This is a genomic window from Stenotrophomonas sp. HMSC10F07 (genome assembly GCF_001807895.1).
Lineage (GTDB): Bacteria > Pseudomonadota > Gammaproteobacteria > Xanthomonadales > Xanthomonadaceae > Stenotrophomonas > Stenotrophomonas sepilia.
On sequence record NZ_KV791416.1, the window covers coordinates 10,249 to 28,710 of the forward strand.

The 18,462-nt window shown below is 67.2% G+C and carries 15 protein-coding genes; 7 read left to right on the forward strand and 8 right to left on the reverse strand.

The window, feature by feature from the left end; all coding sequences use genetic code 11:
• Positions 1 to 344: 344 nt before the first annotated feature.
• The 5 genes from secF to queA form a co-directional block, all read right to left on the reverse strand.
• Positions 345 to 1,325, reverse strand: coding sequence for a protein translocase subunit SecF (secF, locus tag HMPREF3114_RS13805; RefSeq protein ID WP_049413603.1), 981 nt, complete (start codon positions 1,323 to 1,325; stop codon positions 345 to 347).
• A 16-nt stretch (positions 1,326 to 1,341) separates the two neighbouring features.
• Positions 1,342 to 3,198 carry a protein translocase subunit SecD gene (secD, locus tag HMPREF3114_RS13810; protein WP_053501057.1) on the reverse strand — a complete coding sequence of 619 codons (1,857 nt, stop codon included), beginning with the start codon at positions 3,196 to 3,198 and terminating at the stop codon, positions 1,342 to 1,344.
• A 61-nt stretch (positions 3,199 to 3,259) separates the two neighbouring features.
• A complete protein-coding gene (gene yajC, locus HMPREF3114_RS13815; RefSeq protein ID WP_005416201.1) occupies positions 3,260 to 3,604 on the reverse strand; it encodes a preprotein translocase subunit YajC in 345 nt (114 codons plus the stop codon).
• Positions 3,605 to 3,737: 133 nt separating this feature from the next.
• A complete protein-coding gene (tgt, locus tag HMPREF3114_RS13820; protein WP_014646826.1) occupies positions 3,738 to 4,868 on the reverse strand; it encodes a tRNA guanosine(34) transglycosylase Tgt in 1,131 nt (376 codons plus the stop codon).
• Between the two features lie 127 nt (positions 4,869 to 4,995).
• Complete coding sequence (gene queA, locus HMPREF3114_RS13825; RefSeq protein WP_053501059.1) at positions 4,996 to 6,063, reverse strand: tRNA preQ1(34) S-adenosylmethionine ribosyltransferase-isomerase QueA; 1,068 nt, start codon at positions 6,061 to 6,063, stop codon at positions 4,996 to 4,998.
• A 210-nt stretch (positions 6,064 to 6,273) separates the two neighbouring features.
• Between queA and HMPREF3114_RS13830 the strand changes: the two genes are divergently transcribed.
• Together HMPREF3114_RS13830 and HMPREF3114_RS13835 are read left to right on the forward strand one after the other, a co-directional pair.
• The gene (locus HMPREF3114_RS13830; RefSeq protein WP_053501061.1) at positions 6,274 to 7,770 is read left to right on the forward strand and encodes an aminotransferase class III-fold pyridoxal phosphate-dependent enzyme; all 1,497 of its coding nucleotides are present in this window, start codon (positions 6,274 to 6,276) and stop codon (positions 7,768 to 7,770) included.
• Between the two features lie 344 nt (positions 7,771 to 8,114).
• Positions 8,115 to 8,708: an LOG family protein gene (locus HMPREF3114_RS13835; protein WP_005416197.1), complete on the forward strand. Its 594-nt coding sequence runs from the start codon at positions 8,115 to 8,117 to the stop codon at positions 8,706 to 8,708.
• 19 nt (positions 8,709 to 8,727) lie between these two features.
• Here the strand turns inward: HMPREF3114_RS13835 and HMPREF3114_RS13840 are convergent, their stop codons facing one another.
• A complete protein-coding gene (locus tag HMPREF3114_RS13840) occupies positions 8,728 to 11,568 on the reverse strand; it encodes a bifunctional diguanylate cyclase/phosphodiesterase (protein ID WP_053500869.1) in 2,841 nt (946 codons plus the stop codon).
• Between the two features lie 247 nt (positions 11,569 to 11,815).
• Between HMPREF3114_RS13840 and HMPREF3114_RS13845 the strand changes: the two genes are divergently transcribed.
• The 5 genes from HMPREF3114_RS13845 (at position 11,816) to HMPREF3114_RS13865 (ending at position 15,999) form a co-directional block, all read left to right on the forward strand.
• On the forward strand, positions 11,816 to 12,334 hold the full coding sequence (locus HMPREF3114_RS13845) for an RNA polymerase sigma factor (protein ID WP_229298559.1): 519 nt from the start codon (positions 11,816 to 11,818) through the stop codon (positions 12,332 to 12,334).
• On the forward strand, positions 12,331 to 13,332 hold the full coding sequence (locus HMPREF3114_RS13850; RefSeq protein WP_053500871.1) for a hypothetical protein: 1,002 nt from the start codon (positions 12,331 to 12,333) through the stop codon (positions 13,330 to 13,332). The genes HMPREF3114_RS13845 and HMPREF3114_RS13850 overlap by 4 nt, the downstream gene beginning before the upstream one ends.
• A gap of 40 nt (positions 13,333 to 13,372) precedes the next feature.
• Positions 13,373 to 13,969: an IMPACT family protein gene (locus HMPREF3114_RS13855; protein WP_005416193.1), complete on the forward strand. Its 597-nt coding sequence runs from the start codon at positions 13,373 to 13,375 to the stop codon at positions 13,967 to 13,969.
• On the forward strand, positions 13,962 to 15,734 hold the full coding sequence (locus HMPREF3114_RS13860; protein ID WP_053500873.1) for an ABC transporter transmembrane domain-containing protein: 1,773 nt from the start codon (positions 13,962 to 13,964) through the stop codon (positions 15,732 to 15,734). Before HMPREF3114_RS13855 ends, HMPREF3114_RS13860 begins: the two co-directional genes overlap by 8 nt.
• Positions 15,735 to 15,804: 70 nt before the next feature.
• A complete protein-coding gene (locus tag HMPREF3114_RS13865) occupies positions 15,805 to 15,999 on the forward strand; it encodes a hypothetical protein (protein WP_053500875.1) in 195 nt (64 codons plus the stop codon).
• 230 nt (positions 16,000 to 16,229) lie between these two features.
• Here HMPREF3114_RS13865 and HMPREF3114_RS13870 read toward each other — a convergent pair whose 3' ends face one another.
• Positions 16,230 to 17,354, reverse strand: a complete 1,125-nt coding sequence (locus HMPREF3114_RS13870) for a prephenate dehydrogenase (protein WP_053500877.1) — start codon at positions 17,352 to 17,354, stop codon at positions 16,230 to 16,232.
• The gene (pdxY, locus tag HMPREF3114_RS13875) at positions 17,351 to 18,259 is read right to left on the reverse strand and encodes a pyridoxal kinase (RefSeq protein WP_053500879.1); all 909 of its coding nucleotides are present in this window, start codon (positions 18,257 to 18,259) and stop codon (positions 17,351 to 17,353) included. Before pdxY ends, HMPREF3114_RS13870 begins: the two co-directional genes overlap by 4 nt.
• Between the last annotated feature and the right edge of the window lie 203 nt (positions 18,260 to 18,462).

The window sequence follows — 18,462 nt, forward strand, 5'->3', positions numbered from 1 at the left end:
TCCGTTTTCCTGCGGAAAACGGATCTGACCCCGGCTTCAACAGATGTGTCGACCAAGGTCGACACCTACCGACAGCCGCGTGAACCCGTCGAAGGTGGGTCGGTGTCGGAGTGCGGGGTGTCAGCCGCATGGATGCGGCTGCCAAGCTTACAGGGACGTACTTGCAGCGTCCCCGCACTCCGACACCGCCCCGCCCACCCGGAAGGCACGCTGTTGCTGTTGCTGTTGCTGTTGCTGTTGCTGGCCAGCGGCCGGCACTACCGTGGGTGCAGGGCTGCAAGCCCTGCAACACAAAAAACCCCGCTTGCGCGGGGTTCTCTGTGGGTTGCGTGCAGCGCGAACGCTTACGGGCGACGGGCCAGGGCCTCGACGTCCTTCGCCTTCGGCAGCAGGTCCTGCTTGCTCACGCGCAGGACACCGATCGTCAGCATCGGCACTGCCACCAGGATCGAGGACAGCACCACGATCACCGCACCGATCATATGCGTCTCGGCCAGGCCTTCCATCGAGCTGCCGCCGTACAGGTACAGGGCAAGCGCGGACAGGAAGAACATCACCGCAGTGATCACCGTACGCGACAGCGTCTGGTTGATCGAACGGTTCAGCACTTCCATCGAATCCACGCGCAGGCTGCGGAAGTTCTCACGGACGCGGTCGAAGACCACGATGATGTCGTTGATCGCAAAGCCCATCACCGACAGCAGGCCGGCCAGCACGGTCAGGTCGAACTCACGGCCCAGCAGGGACACGTAAGCGACCGTCACGATCAGGTCGAACATCGCCACGATGCTGGCGGTGACCGCGAACTTCCACTCGAAGCGCACCGCGATGTAGATCAGGAAGCCGGCCAGCATGAAGATGGTGGCATACAAGCCATTCATCGCCAGGTCCTTGCCGATCTGCGGGCCCACGAACTCGTTGCGGAGCACGGTGGCCTGATTGTCGGCAGTGGACAACGCCTTCACCACGGCAGCGGCCGTGGCCTTGTCCTCGTGGGCGGCGTCGCCGGTACCCGGAGCATGCTCGCCGTGCGGGGCCAGGCGGATCAGCAGGTCGGTGTTGCCACCGACGCTCTGCACCTGGGCGCCTTCGAAGCCACTCTGCTCGAGCTTGGTGCGGACCTGCTCAACATCCACCGCCTTGTCGAAGCGGGCTTCGATCAGGGTGCCGCCGGTGAAGTCCAGCGCGTAGTTGAAGCCCTTGATGCCGATGATGGCGACCGAGGCCAGGAACACCACGATGGTGACTGCCATGGCGACATGGCGCCAGCGCATGAAGTCGATCTTGGTGTCGTTCGGGAGGATGTGCAGCGGAAACAGTTTCATTGTGCGTGTCGTCCCGTCAGATGGCCACGTTCTGGAGCTTCTTGCGACGGCCGTAGATCAGCGTCGCCAGCGCACGCGACACGGTGATCGCGGTGAACATGGAGGCGAAAATACCGATGATCATGGTCAGCGCGAAGCCCTTCAGCGGACCGGTACCGAATGCAAACAGCGCCACGCCGACGATCAGGCCGGTCAGGTTGGCGTCGAGGATGGTGCCCGAGGCACGCTCGTAACCGGTCACGATCGCCGTCTTGCCCGGCACACCGGCTCGCAGCTCTTCACGGATACGCTCGTTGATCAGCACGTTGGCGTCCACCGACAGGCCAACCGACAACGCCAGGCCGGCAAAGCCCGGAAGGGTCATGGTGGCACCGAACAGCGACATCACCGCCACGACGATCAGCAGGTTGAACAGCATCGCTGCCGAGGTGATCACACCGAACATGCGGTAGTACACGCTGAAGAACACCAAGGTGAACAGGAACGCGAACACCACCGCGCGCATGCCGTTCTTGACGTTCTCGGCGCCGAGGCTCGGGCCGACCACGCGCTCCTCGACGAAGTCCATCGGCGCAGCCAGCGAACCCGACTTCAGCAGCTTGGCCAGGTCTTCGGCTTCCTTCTTCTGCAGGCCGGTGGTCTGGAAGTTCTTGCCGAACACGCCGTTGATGTTGGCCACCGAGATCACTTCCTCGTTGACCTTGAAGCCACGCACTTCCTGGCCGTCGACGACGGTCACGGTCGGCACGCGCTCGGTGTAGACCACCGCCATCGGCTTGTTCACGTTGGCGCTGGTGAAGTCGAACATGCGCTGGCCACCGACGTTGTTCAGCGTCACGCTGACCGCCGGCGAGCCGCTGTTCGAATCGGTCACCGCCTGCGCACCAACCATCTGGTCACCGGTGACGATCACGCGCTTGTTCAGCAGGATCGGGCCACGGCCGTCGCGCTGCTGGTAGACCTTCGCTTCCGGCGGAATGCGGCCGGAGTTGATGGCGTCCTGCGCATTGCCTTCAACCACCGCACGGTATTCCAGGGTGGCGGTGGCACCGATCATGCGCTTGGCTTCGGCGGTGTCCTGCACGCCGGGCAGCTGCACGACCACGCGGTCGGCACCCTGGCGCTGGATGATCGGCTCGGCCACGCCGAGCTGGTTCACGCGGTTGCGCAGGGTGTTGATGTTCTGCTCGATGGCACCATTGGAGATCTGCGCGATCTCGGTATCGGGCACGGTCACCGTGATGCGGTTGCCGCTGACGTCGTAGCCGAGGGTCGGCTGCGCCTTCACCAGCGCGGCGCGGGCGCGCTGCGCGGCGTCATCGCCGGCGGATGGGCTCAGGTTGGCCACGATGCTGTTATCGGCGCGGCGTTCCACAGACTGGTAGGCGATGCGCGCGTCACGCAGGGTGCTGCGCACGTCTTCGGTATAGGCATCCAGGCGCTTGTCGAGGGCAGCCTTCTGGTCGACCTGCAGCACGAAATGCACGCCGCCCTGCAGGTCCAGGCCCAGCACCATCGGGCGACCGCCGAGGTTGGCCAGCCAGTCCGGCACGGTCGAAGCCAGGTTCAGCGCCACGGTGTACTTCTCGCCGACGGTGTCACGCAGGACGTCGCTGGCAGCGGACTGCGACTTCAGGTCCGACAGGCGGACGATCAGGCTTTCCCCTTCCTTTTCGGCACCGATGGTGGCGATGCCGGCCTTTTTCAGGTCGGCCAGCACACGGTCGCGCAGCGCATCGTCGATCTGCCCGCCACGGTTGGCGGTGATCTGGATGGCCGGGTCCTTCTGGTAGATGTTGGGCAGCGCGTACAGCGCGCTGAGCGCCAGTACGATCAGGATGACGACGTACTTCCAGCGTGGAAATTCGAGCATTGCTTGGGTCCCGCGCGGCGCCATCCCCGGCGCCGCGGTTGTGCTTCGGAAAGGGAGTGGCTTACTTGGCCGAATCCAGGGTGCCGGTCGGCAGCACGCTGCCGACAGCGCCCTTCTGCACGCGGATGCGCACGTTGTCGGCCACTTCGACGGTGATGAAGTGGTCGCCGATGTCGGTGACCTTGCCGGCGATGCCGCCGTTGGTCAGCACTTCATCGCCGCGCTTGATCTTCTCCAGCATGGCCTTGTGCTCCTTCTGCCGCTTCATCTGCGGGCGGATCATCAGGAAGTACATGATGGCGATCAGGATGATCGGGAACAGCAGCGTGGTCAGGCCCATGCCCTGCGGTTGGCCGCCGGCGGCCTGGGCGTGGGCGGCGGGAATCAGGAAAGCAAGCAGGTTCATCGTTGGTCCTTTGGTTGGGCGGCGCTCCCGTCCCTTGAGGGGCGGGGGTGTCGACCGCGGATCTGGGTCAGCCTTGAAGTATGCCACGGCCCCGGGCGTTCGTCCTTGGGCCGTTCGGCAGGGGGCGTCGGGGTTACAGCGGCGGGGCCACCGCTCCGCGTGCCGCGTAGAAGGACTCGCGGAAGGCCAGGAAGGTTCCCGCCTCAATCGCGGCACGGATGTCGGCCATGAGCTTTTCGTAATAGAAAAGGTTGTGCAGGGTGCCCAGCATCGGCGCCAGCATCTCGTTGCAGCGGTCCAGGTGGCGCAGGTAGGACCGGGTGTAACCGCCGGTGCAGGCCACGCAGCCGCAGCCCGGCTCGATCGGGTCCATGTCCCGCGCGTACTGGGAATTGCGGATGCGAACGGTGCCGAACGAGGTGAAATAGTGGCCGTTGCGCGCATTACGGGTCGGCATCACGCAGTCGAACATGTCCACACCGCGTGCCACGCCCTCGACCAGGTCCTCCGGCCGGCCCACGCCCATCAGGTAACGCGGGCGGTCGCCCGGCAGCTCCGGATCCAGGTGGTCGAGCATGGCGTTGCGCTCGTGCTCCGGCTCGCCCACGGCCAGGCCGCCGATGGCGTAGCCGTCGAAGCCGATCGCCTGCAGGGCGTCGGCCGAGCGGCTGCGCAGGTCGGTGTGCACGCCCCCCTGGACGATGCCGAACAAGGCCGCGTCGTTGCCCAGCTCGTCATGCGCGTTGCGGCTGCGCTGGGCCCAGCGCAGGCTCAGCTCCATGGAACGGCGGGCAACGTCTTCGGTGGCCGGGTACGGGGTGCACTCGTCGAAGATCATCACGATGTCCGAATCGAGCACCTTCTGGATCTTCATGCTTTCCTCGGGACCGAGGAACACCCGGGCGCCGTCGGTGGGCGAGGCAAAGGTCACGCCCTGCTCGGTGATCTTGCGTCGATGGGCCAGCGAGAACACCTGGAAACCACCGGAGTCGGTCAGGATCGGGCCATCCCAGCGGCAGAAGCCGTGCAGCCCGCCGTGGTCGGCGATGATGTCCAGGCCGGGGCGCAGGTACAGGTGGAAGGTGTTGCCGAGGATGATCTCGGCGCCCAGCGCCCGCACCTGGTCCGGCAGGATGCCCTTGACCGAGCCATAGGTCCCCACCGGCATGAAGGCCGGCGTTTCCACCGTGCCACGCGGGAAGGTCAGGCGGCCACGGCGGGCACGGCCATCGCGGGTCTGGAGCTGGAACTGCAGTCGGGACATGGAGCGGTCGTTCAGGCAAATAGTCGCCTATTGTCTCCCAAAACCGCCGTCCCTGCTCCGGTAGCGCCGGGCCATGCCCGGCGGCCGTTACATCTGCGTCCCCGCCGGGCATGGCCCGGCGCTACCGTCACGTTTCCTGCGGGAACAGCAGCATCGCGTCGCCGTAGCTGAAGAAGCGGTAGCGCTGCTCGATCGCGTGCCGGTAGGCCTCGAACACGCGGTCCTTGCCTGCAAACGCCGAGATCATCATCAGCAGCGTGCTTTCCGGCAGGTGGAAATTGGTCACCATCGCGTCGACGCTGCGGATGCGGTAGCCCGGCGTGATGAAGATCTGGGTCTCGCCGGCGAACGGCAGCAGCTCGCCATCGCGCATCGCGCTTTCCAGCGCGCGCACCACGGTGGTGCCGACGCCGATCACCCGGCCGCCGCCGCCGCGCGTGCGCCGCACCTGCCGCACCAGTTCGGCGCCGACGTTCAGCCACTCGCGGTGCATCACGTGGTCCTTCAGGTCATCGGCGCGCACCGGCTGGAAGGTGCCCGCACCCACATGCAGGGTGACGTGGCCGAACTCCACGCCCTTGTCCTTCAGCGCCGCCAGCAGCGGCTCGTCGAAATGCAGGCCGGCGGTCGGTGCAGCCACCGCGCCTACCTCGCGCGCGAACACGGTCTGGTACCGCTCGCGGTCGTCCACGCCCGGCTCGCGCTGGATGTAGGGCGGCAACGGCAGGCGGCCGGCATGCAGCAGCCACTGCTCCAGCGACTCCGGCACATGGAACTGCAGCACGTAGAACTCGCCATCGCGGCCCAGCACCTCGGCTTCGCCACCGGCATCCAGCGCGATGCGACTGCCGGCCTTCGGCGACTTGCTGGCGCCGACCTGCGCACGCGCCTGCTGACCGCCGAGCAGGCGCTCGATCAGGATCTCCACGCGGCCGCCGCTGGCCTTCTGCCCGAACAGGCGCGCCGGGATCACCCGGGTGTCGTTGAACACCAGCAGGTCGCCCGGCTGCAGCAGCGACGGCAGGTCACGCACCTGCAGGTCGGTGAAGGCGGCAGGTGCCGGCGGTACCAGCAGCAGGCGGCTGGCGGAGCGTTCGGCCAGGGGAGCCTGCGCGATCAGTTCAGCCGGCAGGTCGTAGTGGAAATCGGACTTCTTCAAGGCGGTGGGCGGCAACAGGTCGACAATGGCGCGCATTGTACGTCCAGCGTCTGCGAGCCGGCGCACTTCGCGGCGAACGTCGCGCAAAATGCTGCTATGCAGCAGGTTTCTGCGGGGTTATCGCGCAAAAAAACAAGTGCTAGCATCGAACCGGAAGTCCGCTGCACGAGCCTGCCCCAAGCGCGCGTGATGACGCGCGTTTTGCTTTTGATGGCCCGTGCGACCCATTGTTTCAGGAGATCTGCAATGAGCTTCATCGAACGCCTCGCCCCCCTGCGCAACCAGCCCGGCACCCGCCTCACCACCGGCCTGGACGATGCCACCCTGACCGCCCTGTCCGCCAACCACCCGCAGCTGATCGCCGCAGTGGACGCCGCCGCCGAGGAATTCGCGCGCGTGCAGGCCGACCTGGGGCCGCTGCTGGCGCAGGACGAACAGGCACAGATCGACGCGATGCAGGACGGATTCGTCAATTTCTATGCCGATGACGCGGTGACCCCGTACGTGGCGCTGGCCGCGCGCGGCCCATGGGTGGTCACCCTGAAGGGCGCCGTGCTGTACGACGCCGGCGGCTACGGCATGCTCGGCTTCGGGCATACCCCGGACGCCGTGCTGGAGGCCATGGCGCGCCCACAGGTGATGGCCAACATCATGACCCCCAGCCTGTCGCAGCAGCGCTTCATCACCGCCCTGCGCGCCGAGATCGGCCACCGCCGTGGCGGCTGCCCGTTCGCCCGTTTCATGTGCCTGAATTCCGGCTCCGAAGCCGTCGGCCTGGCCGCGCGCATCGCCGACGTCAACGCCAAGCTGCAGACCGATCCTGGCGCACGTCACGCCGGCGCTACGATCAAGCGCGTGGTGGTCAAGGGCAGCTTCCATGGCCGTACCGACCGCCCTGCCCTCTATTCGGATTCCAGCCGCAAGAGCTACATGCAGCACCTGGCCAGCTACCGTGGCGAGGACTCGGTGATCACCGTGGCGCCTTACGACGAGGCCGGCCTGCACAAGGTGTTCGAGGATGCTGCACGCAACCAATGGTTCATCGAAGCCGTATTCCTGGAGCCGGTGATGGGCGAAGGCGACCCGGGCCGTTCGGTGCCGCCGTCGTTCTATGCCGTTGCCCGTGAGCTGACCCGTGCGCATGGCAGCCTGCTGCTGCTCGACTCGATCCAGGCCGGCCTGCGCGCGCATGGCGTGCTGTCGGTGGTCGATTACCCGGGCTTTGAAGGCCTTGACCCGCCGGACATGGAGACCTATTCCAAGGCGCTCAACGCCGCGCAGTACCCGCTGTCGGTGCTGGCGGTGACCGAGCATGCTGCGCAGCTGTACCGCAAGGGCATCTACGGCAACACCATGACCAGCAACCCGCGTGCGCTGGACGTCGCCTGCGCCACCCTGGCGCAGCTGACCCCACAAGTACGCGCCAACATCGCCGAGCGCGGTGCCGAGGCCGTGCGCAAGCTGGAACAGCTCAAGAGCGAGCTGGGCGGCCTGATCACCAAGGTGCAGGGCACCGGGCTGCTGTTCTCGTGCGAGCTGGCCCCGCAGTTCAAGTGTTATGGCGCCAACTCCACCGAGGAATGGCTGCGCCAGCACGGCATCAACGTGATTCACGGTGGTGAGAACTCGCTGCGCTTCACCCCGCACTTCGGCATGGACAGCCAGGAGCTGGACCTGCTGGTGGCCATGGTGGGCCGTGCCCTGCGTGAAGGCCCGCGCCGCGAGCAGGCCGCGGCGGCGTAAGCCATCGCTTCGGTAGAACCGGAGGCAGCGGCAGGAGCCGCTGCCAACGTCGCTGGCGACGGCCCGAAGGGTGATGGTCAGGACGACCGGCATCGCCTTGCCTGGCTGACGCCTTTGCCGTGAGCTGAACGAAGGGCAGCCGACCCCGGAACCATCCCCCCGGAACGGAGGGCTCCGCGCGCATTGCGATGCGAGGTTTGCAATGGCACCGCCGGTTAAACGCGGCGCGGCTCGGCGCTACAGAAGGCCTGTCAAGGCCTCATAATCCACTGACACCCCGTCTCTGACCGCCCTGCGGTCGGCGACGGGGCGTTTTCGTTTCCGGCCAAGAGACAGGAAGATCCATGAAATCGATCTGTGTGTACTGTGGTTCCAACGCTGGCAGCAAGCCGGCCTATACCGAACGCGCCATTGCACTCGGCGACCGCATTGCCCGCGATGGCCTGCGCCTGGTGTATGGCGGCGGCAACGTTGGCCTGATGGGTACCGTGGCCAACGCCGTGCTCGCCGCTGGCGGCGAGGTGACCGGCGTGATCCCGCGCCAGCTGGCCGACTGGGAAGTGGCCCACCGCGGCCTGACCGAACTGGAGATCGTCGGCTCGATGCATGAGCGCAAGTCGCGCATGTTCGACCTCGCCGATGGCTTCGTTGCCCTGCCCGGTGGCTTCGGCACCATGGAAGAGATCTTCGAGATGCTGACCTGGCGCCAGCTGGGCATCGGCAACAAGCCGTGCGCGTTCCTCGATGTGGAAGGTTTCTACGCGCCGCTGATCGGCATGATCGACCGCATGGTGGAAGAGCGTTTCCTGCATCCGGACCAGCGCCAGGACCTCTGGTACGGCTCGGACATCGAGGAAATGCTGGTGTGGATGCAGAACTACCAGCCGGCCCAGGCCTCGAAGTGGATCGACGAGAAACGTCGCTCGGCTCTGCGCTGAAGCGAACCGTCGCGGTGGCTCACGCCAGCGTCCGTGCCCACGGTGCGGGACGGCCCAGCAGGTATCCCTGGCCATAGTCGCAACCGAGTTCGCGCAGTGTCTGCCGCTGCGCCTCGGTCTCGATGCCTTCGCCAATGGTTTCGATGCCCAGGGTGCGGGCCAGTGACAGCACGCCTTCGACCAGCGCGCGCGTGCTCTGCACTTCCGGCCCATGCAGGCCGGCGATGAAACTCTGGTCGATCTTCAATGTACTGATCGGGAATCGGTGCAGGTAGGACAGCGCAGAGAAGCCGGTACCAAAGTCGTCCAGCTGCACCTGGATGCCACGCTCGCGCAGGCCCTGCAGGATGCGCAGCGTGTGCGGCGCATCGTCCAGCAGCGCCACCTCGGTAATCTCCAGCCGCAGCCGGCGCGGATCGGCGCCACACGCGTCGAGCAGGCCGAACAGGCGGTCGCTGAACTCGGCCGAGCGGAAATGGCGCGGCGAAACGTTCACCGAGACATAGCTCTGCCCACCTTCGGCCAGGCGCGCGATGACCTGCTCGTAGATCAGCCAGTCGACCTGTTCGATCAGGCCGCTTTCCTCTCCCAGCTCCAGGAACGCGCCGGGCAACAGCAGGCCACGACGCTCGTGCTGCCAGCGGAGCAATGCCTCATGTCCCACCACTTCGCCATCGGACAGGCGCACGATCGGCTGGAAGAACGGAACGAAATCACGGTTGTTGATCGCGCGGCGCAGATCGGCTTCCAGGTCGAGGCTGCGCATGGCCTGTTCACGCATGTCCTCGTCGAAGATCGCGCAGCGGTCATGGCCCTGCGCCTTGGCCCGGTACATCGCCGCGTCCGCATCACGCAGCAGCTCCTCGCCGGTACGGTAGCGCGGATTCCACAGCGCGATGCCCAGGCTGCCGGACGGGAACAGTTCGCGGCCGGCGATCCACATCGACTCCTGCAGTGCCAGCAGCAGGCGCTGGCCGAAATCCAGTGCCTGTGCCAGGCCCTGCGGGCATTGCAGCAGTACCGCGAATTCATCACCGCCCAGCCGTGCCACCACATCATCGGCACCGGCCATCGATACGATGCGCTTGGCCACCTCCACCAGCATGCGGTCACCCGCGGCGTGGCCGATGCTGTCGTTGACCAGCTTGAAGCGATCCAGGTCGAGGAACAGCACGGCGAACACCGGCCCACCCTCGCGCTTGGCCAGCGCCAGCGCATCCTGCAGGCGATCGAGCAGGTGCAGCCGGTTGGGCAGGCCGGTCAGCGCATCATGCATGGCCTGATGGGTCAGGCGTTGCTCGGCCCGCAGGCGCTCGCCGATCTGGCCGAGCAACTTCTCGTTGACCTCGGCCAGCTCACGCGTGCGTTCCTCCACGCGCTTTTCCAGTTCGGCATGCGCCAAACGCAGCCGTTGCTGGTCGCGCTGGCGCGCCAACCCGGTTCCGATGTTCTGCGCAACGAACGTCAACAGCCGCTGATCGTGCACGCTGAACGTACTGTTCTCGCTGTAACTCTGCACCACGATCGCACCGACCACCTCGTCATCGCGCAGCAGCGGCACACCCAGCCAGCAATGCGAGCGCGCGCCGGATTCACGCACCTCGCCACTGGCCAGCAGCGCATCGATCTGGGCGCGTGAGGCCAGTAGGGGCCGCCGGTTGCGCACCACGTATTCGGTCAGGCCGCGACTGAACGGACGAGGTGCACGGCTGGCATTGTGCTCGTCCACCGAATAGACGAAGTCCAGGCCGTTGCCGCTTCCGTTCACCAGCGCGATATAGAAGTTGCGCGCATCGAGCAGGCGCCCGACCACGCCATGCACCTGCCCGTAGAACTGGGCCAGGCTGTCGGCCGACATCGCCATTTCGGCAATGTTGTACAGCGCGGTCTGCAGTTGCTCGGCGCGCCGGCGCTCCGCCACTTCATCCTGCAGGCTGTGGTTGGCGCGCTGCAGTTCCAGCGTACGCCGCTCCACCTGTTGCTCCAGCCGGACCTGCGCCTGGCGCCGATCCATCGCAGTCTGCACGTGCTGCGCGACAAAGCCCAGCAACGCCCGCTCGGCCTCGCCATAACGGGCCGCCAGCTCATAGCTCTGCACCACGATCGCGCCGCATACCCGGCCATCGCGCAGCATCGGCACACCCAGCCAGTCCAGGCTTTCGGGGCCACGCTGCGGGTCGTGCTCCTGCTCGACCACGCGTGCCAGCAGTTCGCGCGAGGGTCCGCTGAGCGGCTTGCCATGGCGCAGCAGCGCGACGGTCAAGCTGCGCGGCATCTCGGCGGCGTCATGACTCTGCGTCGGGTCGGCGACGAAATCGTCGACCTGGTCGGCGAAGTACAGGAAGCGGATCTGGTCACGCACATCATCGTATTCAACGATGTAGCAGTTCTCGGCATACATCAGCGTGCCGAGCACGCCGTGCACGTGACGCAGCATCTCCGACATTTCCAGATCGGCGCCGGCCAGATCGGCGATCTGGAACAGCGCCTGCTGCAACCGTTCAGCTTCTTCCAGCGCCTTGATCTGCCCGGCCTGGCGGCCACGCTGCAGTGCCAGTTCCATGGCCTGACGGGCCAGCCCCCACCACGCTGCGGAAGGCACGGCGCCTTCCACCGACAACTGCAGGCGTGCACCGTCATGTTCCCAGCCATGGGAGCCCTCGCCGATGCCCGGCGCAGTGAACGCGCCTGCCGCCCCGTCGGCCGGCCACCCGCCCTGACCACGCCCGAGCTGCGGGTCGTCCCAGCCGACGCGGACCAAGGCCGTTTCCGGCAAAAGCGCATGCAACGCGCGCACCAGCGCCGTGCTCAGCACGGCCTCGTGTTGTGGCCCTTCCGCCGGTTCAGCATGCGTGGACAAATGACAATCTCTTGGCGCCGTCGATGCGTCGCCTCCCCTGAGCCGACGAGCATAGCGCGCCACCCGGGGGGCAATGGAAGCCCGTAAACCCCGAATCGTGCGCCCGTACGTTTTTCCTGCCGTCCGCAGCCTCTTCCGAGCCATGACCCTCGCCCTGCCCGCCCCTGCCACCGGCTATGCGCCATCGCCTGCAGGCCTTACCCTGTACGCCGTGGAAGCCAGCGCACTGCCAACCGATGAAGCCTTGATGCTGGCCTGGGCCGGCGGCGACCTGCACGCGTTCGAAAGCCTGTATGCGCGCCATCGCAAGCGACTGTTCGGTTTCCTGCTGCGCCAACTGCGCGACAACGCGCTGGCCGAGGAGATCTTCCAGGACGTCTGGCAGCGGGTGATCAGCGCCCGTGCCGGGTGGCAGCCCGAAGCAGCGTTCAGCACCTGGCTGTTCCGCATCGCCCACAACCGCCTGAACGACCATTGGCGCGCCGCCCGCCATCGCCCTGCCGCGCCGGCCGACGCCGATCTGCGCCTGGCCGCGATCGAGGACGGGCAGACCCCGGAAGCCGAGCTTTCCGAATTCGAACAACGTCGCCGCATCCAGCTGGCGATGGAGCAATTGCCGCCCGAGCAGCGCGAAGTGCTGCAACTGCGGCTGGATCAGGAACTGAGCCTGGAGGAGATCGGCCAGATCACCGGCGTAGGCCGGGAAACCGTGAAATCGCGGCTGCGCTATGCGATGGACAAGCTGCGTGCGGGATTGAACGCATGAACCGAGACGAACCGCTGACGCCGGAAGAACGCGAGCTGGCCCGGCTGCTCGGCCCTCGCGCCGAGCAGGCACCACCGGCCGCACTGGACGCCGCCATCCTGGCCGCGGCGCGTGCCGCGGTTGACGCTCCGGGTACCGATGTTGCTGCCTCTCCCGAGGCGCCGCGCAAGCAGCGCACAGGCCCGCGTTGGCCAGCGGTGTTCGGCATCGCCGCTTCGATGGTGTTCGCCATCGGCATCGCCTGGCAGCTGCGTCCTGAACCGCCACCGGTTCCGGCGGGCGAGACTGCTGTTGCCGCAGCACCGGCTGCGGCAGAAGACGTCGCGGCTGCCGATCAGGCCGCTGGAAGTGGTTCAGCCGACAGCGCAGTGGCGGTTGTGGAACCGGCCGCTGCTCCGGCAGCACCCGAGTCCGCCCCTGTTTCCGCTGCCCCGGCACCGGCCATCGCGCGTGCGCACAAGCCTGCGCCGGCCAAGACCGCTGAAGTGCCGGCCCAGGCTGCACGGTCCATGGCCGCGGATGCGGCCGCCGACACCTCCTTTGCGGCGCTCCCGCCCGCTCCGACTGCAGTACCGCCAGCGCCACCTGCACCGGCCGCCTACTCGGCACCCGCACCCGCACCGGCACCGGCATTCGCGCCAGCGGCGTCCGGGGCAATGAAAGCACGCACGGCCGCGGCACCGGCAGCCAATGCCGCCGAGGCCGAGCGGACGCAGGCGCTGGATCGGGTGGAGATCACCTCGATGAAGCGTGAGGCGCCCAGCCGTTCCGCACCGGGCATCATGCGCCGCGGCAGCGACGCGGGCCTGAGCGCGGATGCCGTGCAGGCCGAGGTGGACGCCGACGCGCGACTGCCGCGCCGGCAGTGGCTGCAGAAGATCCGCGCGCGACGCGACGACGGCCAGCGCGATCTGGCCCGCGCCAGCCTGGAGCGCTACGTGCAGCAGTATCCGGAAGCCCGCCTGCCGCGCGACCTGCGCCCGTTGCTGGACGACTGAAGCAGAACGTGACCTCCGGCGACCCCGTAGAATGACGGGAATGCTCGATACCCTCGCCCAGCCTGTCAGCCACACGCTGGAAGTCAAACACAGTCGTTTCATCGCCCATGCTGCGCCGATCGACAGCGCCGCAGCGGCCATGGCGATCCTGCAGCAGGTTGCAGCAGCCGACGCGACCCACAACTGCTGGGCCTACCGGTACGGCCAGGACTACCGCTCCAGCGATGATGGCGAGCCCGCTGGAACTGCCGGACGACCGATCCTGGCGGCAATCGATGGCCAGGGTTTCGACCGTGTGATGGTGGTGGTGACGCGCTGGTTCGGCGGCATCAAGCTGGGCGCCGGTGGACTGGTGCGCGCCTACGGTGGCGCTGCCGCCGAGTGCCTGCGCACCGCCCCCCGCCTGCCCCTGGTGGCGATGGCCCGGCTGCAGCTGCTGGCCGGCTTCGAGGACCTGGGCATCCTGCACGCCACCCTGCCCGCCTTCGGCGCCGGGAAACTCGATGAACAGTTCGATGCCAACGGCGTGTGCCTGCGGGCCGAATTGCCGGCCGATCAGGTCGATGCATTGAAAATCCGCCTGCGCGACGCCACCCGTGACCGTATCCGCATACAAGACGACAACCAGGATGACTGACAAGGACGACGCCCCTGCCTCGACCCCGCCGCTGCGCCGCCTTGGCAGCCTGCGGACGTTGTGGCCGTTCGTGCGCCGCCACAGCGGGTTGTTCACCGCCTGGCTGCTTGCCCTGGCGGTCTCTTCGGCCGCCACGCTGAGCCTGCCCCCCGCCGTGAAGCAGATGATCGACCACGGCTTCACCAGCGGTGGCCAGATCAACCGTGCCTTCGCCCTGCTGATGCTGGTGGCGGTGGTGCTGGCACTGGCGACGGCCGCACGGTTCTTCTTCGTGTCGCTGCTGGGCGAGAAGGTCGTCGCCGACCTGCGCAGCCGCCTGTATGCACACCTGATCCAGCTCGGCGCCGGTTTCCACGACCGCAGCCGCAGCGGCGAACTGGTCTCGCGCCTGACCGCCGACAGCGAACTGCTGCGCAGCGTGGTCGGCTCGACCATGTCGGTCGCCCTGCGCAGCAGCGTAACCGTGGTCGGCAGCCTGGCGATGCTGTTCGTCACCAGCCCGCGGCTGGCCGCGTGGTCACTGCTCGGCATCCCGCTGGCGGTGCTGCCGATCATCGTCGGCGCGCGCAAGCTGCGTACGGTTGCGCGCAGCAGCCAGGACCGCATCGCCGATGCCAACAGCCTGGCCAGCGAGACGCTGGGCGCCGTGCGCACGGTGCAGGCGCATGCGCGCGAGCCCTATGAGCGCGGGCGCTTTGACAAGGCGCTGGGCGATGCCATCGGTGCCGCACGCCGGCGCATCGGTGCGCAATCGCTGGTTACCGCCAGTGCCATCCTGTTGGTGTTTGGCGCCATCGTTGGCGTGCTGTGGCTGGGCGCGCACGATGTCATCGACGGCCGCCTCAGTGCCGGCACGCTGGGCCAGTTCGTGTTGTACGCGCTGATCGGCGGCGGCTCGGTGGGCGCCCTGGCCGAAGTGTGGAACGAGCTGCAGCGTGCGGCCGGTGGCATGGGCCGTATCGGCGAGCTGCTGCAGGAAGACATCGAGATCCGTGCGCCGGCGCAGCCGCACGCACTGCCGCAACCGCTACGCGGCGAAATCCAGTTCGACGACGTGGTGTTTCACTACCCGCAGCGCCCGGACCAGGCCGCGCTGGACCACTTCAACCTGCATGTCCGCCCGGGTGAGACCGTGGCCCTGGTCGGCCCGTCGGGCGCAGGCAAGAGCACGGTGCTGTCGATGCTGCTGCGCTTCCACGATCCGGCCAGCGGCCGCATCTGCGTGGATGGCATCGACGTGCGCCAGGTCGATCCGGCCGAGCTGCGCGCGCAGCTGGCACTGGTACCGCAGCAGCCGACGCTGTTCGCAGCCAGTGCACGCGACAACATCCGCTACGGCAGGCTGCAGGCCAGCGACGCCGAGGTCGAGGACGCCGCACGTGCAGCAGAGGCCGATGGCTTCCTGCGGGCATTGCCGCAAGGCTACGACAGTGAACTGGGCGAGCGCGGCGCACGCCTGTCCGGTGGCCAGCAGCAGCGCGTGGCGATCGCCCGCGCGTTGCTGAAGGATGCGCCGATCCTGCTGCTCGATGAGGCCACCAGCGCACTGGATGCGCAGAGCGAGCATGGCGTGCAGCAGGCACTTGAGCGGCTGATGGCCGGTCGCACCACGCTGGTCATCGCCCACCGCCTGGCCACCGTGCTCAAGGCCGACCGCATCGTGGTGATGGACCAGGGCCGCATCGTCGCCGAAGGTACCCATGCGCAGCTGCTGGCCGAAGGCGGACTGTACGCTGAACTGGCACGACTGCAGTTCATCGATTGATGACGGCCGGCTAACATCGGCAAGACCAAGCTGGCCCCGCACCCGCAGCATCCGCTGAAGGAGGTACGCGATGTCGTTCCGTCAGTTCCCCGCCGTCGACAGTAATGGCGAAAGCCACATCATCATCGAATTCAAGCCCGAGGCGAACGGCAGCGGGCACCACTCCGAAGCCACGCCGCGCTATGAGCTGGATGACGGGCGCCCGCTGGTGCGCAATGGGCGCGAGTTCACCACCAGTGGTGGTGAACTGCGGTTGACGATTTGAGGTTCGCCGGGCACGGCCCGGCGCTACCGGATTTCGTATCGCCCCGCTCTGGTAGGTGTCGACCTTGGTCGACACGCTTTTTGCCAAGGGCGGTCGGGCATGGCTCGATGCTACAAAATGCGTGATCAATTTTTGACCAACCATCTTGACAGCCTTTGCTGCCAAGGCCTGAACGAGGTTATCCACACGTTTGCTCAGGATCCATCCACACCGCCTGTGGATGAATGTGGTCAGCCGAGCACCCGCCCGATGCCGCTGGCGTCCACTTCCGCGGCCGCCCGGGTGATCGCTGCCGGATCACTGCCGGCGATGAACCCGATGCGGAAGTGCACTTCGCCACCAGGCGTACGTGAGGAATGGATCGAGGCCAGGCTGATGCGATGCTGCTCGAACACGTTCAGCAGCTCGCGCAGCGAGCCGGGCCGATCTTCCGGCAGGTGTACTGACAGCGCGTTGCGCTCGGTCAGGTCAGCCAGCAGATAGCCCACGCGTTCGAACGTGTAGTTGCCATCCGCCAGCGCCTGCTCGCCGAAGGCAGTGCGATTGGCCGACAGCAGCTGCTCGCGGAATGCACCACGTGCACCGTCGTCACCCTGCACGACCTGGGCCTGCAATGCGTGCAGCTGGCCCACCAGCCGCTCCAGCATCGGCGCCACGTACGGGTTGCCGAACTGGATGTCTTCGTAGATCGCCGGGTTGAGCGACAGGATGCGCGAAATGATCGCCGTATCCAGCTCGAACGATGCCGAACGGTACGGCATCATCGCAGCCAGATCGCCCAGCTGCGGCTGGTACTGGCGCAACACGCCGGCCTGGGCCAGATGGGTGGCATGCACCATCGCCTGCACCAGCGCCATCATCTGGTCGTGGTGCTGCGGCGTGGCCCGCACGCACTCGGCCTGCAGCGCGGCGCACAGCGTATCGACCCACGCCTGCCAAAGCTGCAGCCGCGCTTCGCAGACCACCATCACCCTGCCCTTCAGGGTCGGCGCCTTCGGCGGCGCGGTCATCGGGTGCAGGCCGACCACTTCGGCCCGCGACGCCAGCATCGCCTGCACCGGCGCCTCCTTTACCGAGGTCACATCCAGCCACAGCCTGCCCTGCTCGCGGCCCGCCGATTGCCGCACGTACTCGGCGATCAACGCCGGGGTGTGCCGGATCGGTGCCGAGAACACCAGCACATCGGCCTGCGCCAGCAGGTGTTCCGGCGTGTGCGAACCTGGGTCGGCCGGATCGTGGCCGATCACCTGCAACTGCAGGTGCTGCTGGAAGAAGCGGGTCAGCCAGCGCCCGTAGGCGCCAGCGCTGCCGATGATGCCGACCGTGCGCGGCGTGCGTGGGTCCAGGCCGCTCATGCCACGCGTTCGGCGCGGAAGCGCGTGCCTTCGGCCAGCGCCGCCGGCGCGGCGGCGACCACGTCGAATTCCTCGAAGCCGTTGTCCAGGGTCGCCTCCAGCGCCGCATGGGTGCCGGCAATCGCACGCGAAATCGCCTGCTGCATCGATTCGCCGCGCAGCAGGAACGACACCACCAGCGACATCAGCACATCGCCGGTACCCGCCACGTCCACCGGCAGCAGCGGCGAGGTCCAGCGCCAGGTTTCCTCGCGGCCGACGGCCAGGGTCACCAGTTCACCCGGGGTGCCGCCCACGCTGTGCGCGATCACCCAATGCGGGCCGCGATCCAGCAGCGTGCGCGCGGCGGCGATGGCATCGGCCTCGGCCAACGCCGGCATGCCGGTCAGGCGATTCAGTTCGAAAGCGTTCGGCGTCACCAGCCAGGCATGCGGCAACAGGCGCTCGGCGAAGATCGCTTCCAGCCCGGGTTCCACGTAGGGGCCGGTGTGCGTATCGCCAATCACCGGGTCCAGGCAATAGCGCAGCTGCGGGCAGGCCGGCAGGATCCCGTCCAGCCATTCGGCGAAGGCGGCGCCGTTGGCGGTGCTGCCGAAGTAGCCGGAGACCAGCATCTTCGCCCGTTGTGGCAGGCCACGCTCGTGGCTGCCCAGCAGCAGGTCGGCGAACCAGTCAGCGGGCAGCACGCGGCCACGCGTGGTGTCGTAGAAAGGCGCATTGCTCAGCAGCACGGTCGGGATTTCCGCCACGCGCACGCCCAGCGCGCGCATCGGCGGTACGGCGGCGCTGTTGCCGGCGTGGCCGTAGACAAGTTGCGACTGGACCGAGATGACATCGATCGGCGAGGGGCCGTCGGGCCGCTGGCGGCGGCCGTGGACCAGGTGGTTATCAAGGGATTCGCTCATGGCCGCATTCTACGCCCAAGGGGGTTTTCGGCAGGGCTTGCAGCCCTGCACCTGCCGAAGCTGCAAGCAACGGCAACGGCAACGGCAAAAGCGAGCTATCCGTGGGGTGGCGGGGCGGTGTGGGTGGTCAGGACACGCCGTAAACCCTTCCATGGGGGCTCGATGGCGCCATCCATGGCGCCAACGGTCCTGCCCACCCACAC

What these genes read in the sequence shown, in the direction of transcription:
- secF (WP_049413603.1), bottom strand. Translation starts at nt 1,325, where the DNA reads ATGAAACTGTTTCCGCTGCACATCCTCCCGAACGACACCAAGATCGAC.
- secD (WP_053501057.1), bottom strand. Translation starts at nt 3,198, where the DNA reads ATGCTCGAATTTCCACGCTGGAAGTACGTCGTCATCCTGATCGTACTG.
- yajC (WP_005416201.1), bottom strand. Translation starts at nt 3,604, where the DNA reads ATGAACCTGCTTGCTTTCCTGATTCCCGCCGCCCACGCCCAGGCCGCC.
- tgt (WP_014646826.1), bottom strand. Translation starts at nt 4,868, where the DNA reads ATGTCCCGACTGCAGTTCCAGCTCCAGACCCGCGATGGCCGTGCCCGC.
- queA (WP_053501059.1), bottom strand. Translation starts at nt 6,063, where the DNA reads ATGCGCGCCATTGTCGACCTGTTGCCGCCCACCGCCTTGAAGAAGTCC.
- HMPREF3114_RS13830 (WP_053501061.1), top strand. Translation starts at nt 6,274, where the DNA reads ATGAGCTTCATCGAACGCCTCGCCCCCCTGCGCAACCAGCCCGGCACC.
- HMPREF3114_RS13835 (WP_005416197.1), top strand. Translation starts at nt 8,115, where the DNA reads ATGAAATCGATCTGTGTGTACTGTGGTTCCAACGCTGGCAGCAAGCCG.
- HMPREF3114_RS13845 (WP_229298559.1), top strand. Translation starts at nt 11,816, where the DNA reads ATGCTGGCCTGGGCCGGCGGCGACCTGCACGCGTTCGAAAGCCTGTAT.
- HMPREF3114_RS13850 (WP_053500871.1), top strand. Translation starts at nt 12,331, where the DNA reads ATGAACCGAGACGAACCGCTGACGCCGGAAGAACGCGAGCTGGCCCGG.
- HMPREF3114_RS13855 (WP_005416193.1), top strand. Translation starts at nt 13,373, where the DNA reads ATGCTCGATACCCTCGCCCAGCCTGTCAGCCACACGCTGGAAGTCAAA.
- HMPREF3114_RS13860 (WP_053500873.1), top strand. Translation starts at nt 13,962, where the DNA reads ATGACTGACAAGGACGACGCCCCTGCCTCGACCCCGCCGCTGCGCCGC.
- HMPREF3114_RS13865 (WP_053500875.1), top strand. Translation starts at nt 15,805, where the DNA reads ATGTCGTTCCGTCAGTTCCCCGCCGTCGACAGTAATGGCGAAAGCCAC.
- HMPREF3114_RS13870 (WP_053500877.1), bottom strand. Translation starts at nt 17,354, where the DNA reads ATGAGCGGCCTGGACCCACGCACGCCGCGCACGGTCGGCATCATCGGC.
- pdxY (WP_053500879.1), bottom strand. Translation starts at nt 18,259, where the DNA reads ATGAGCGAATCCCTTGATAACCACCTGGTCCACGGCCGCCGCCAGCGG.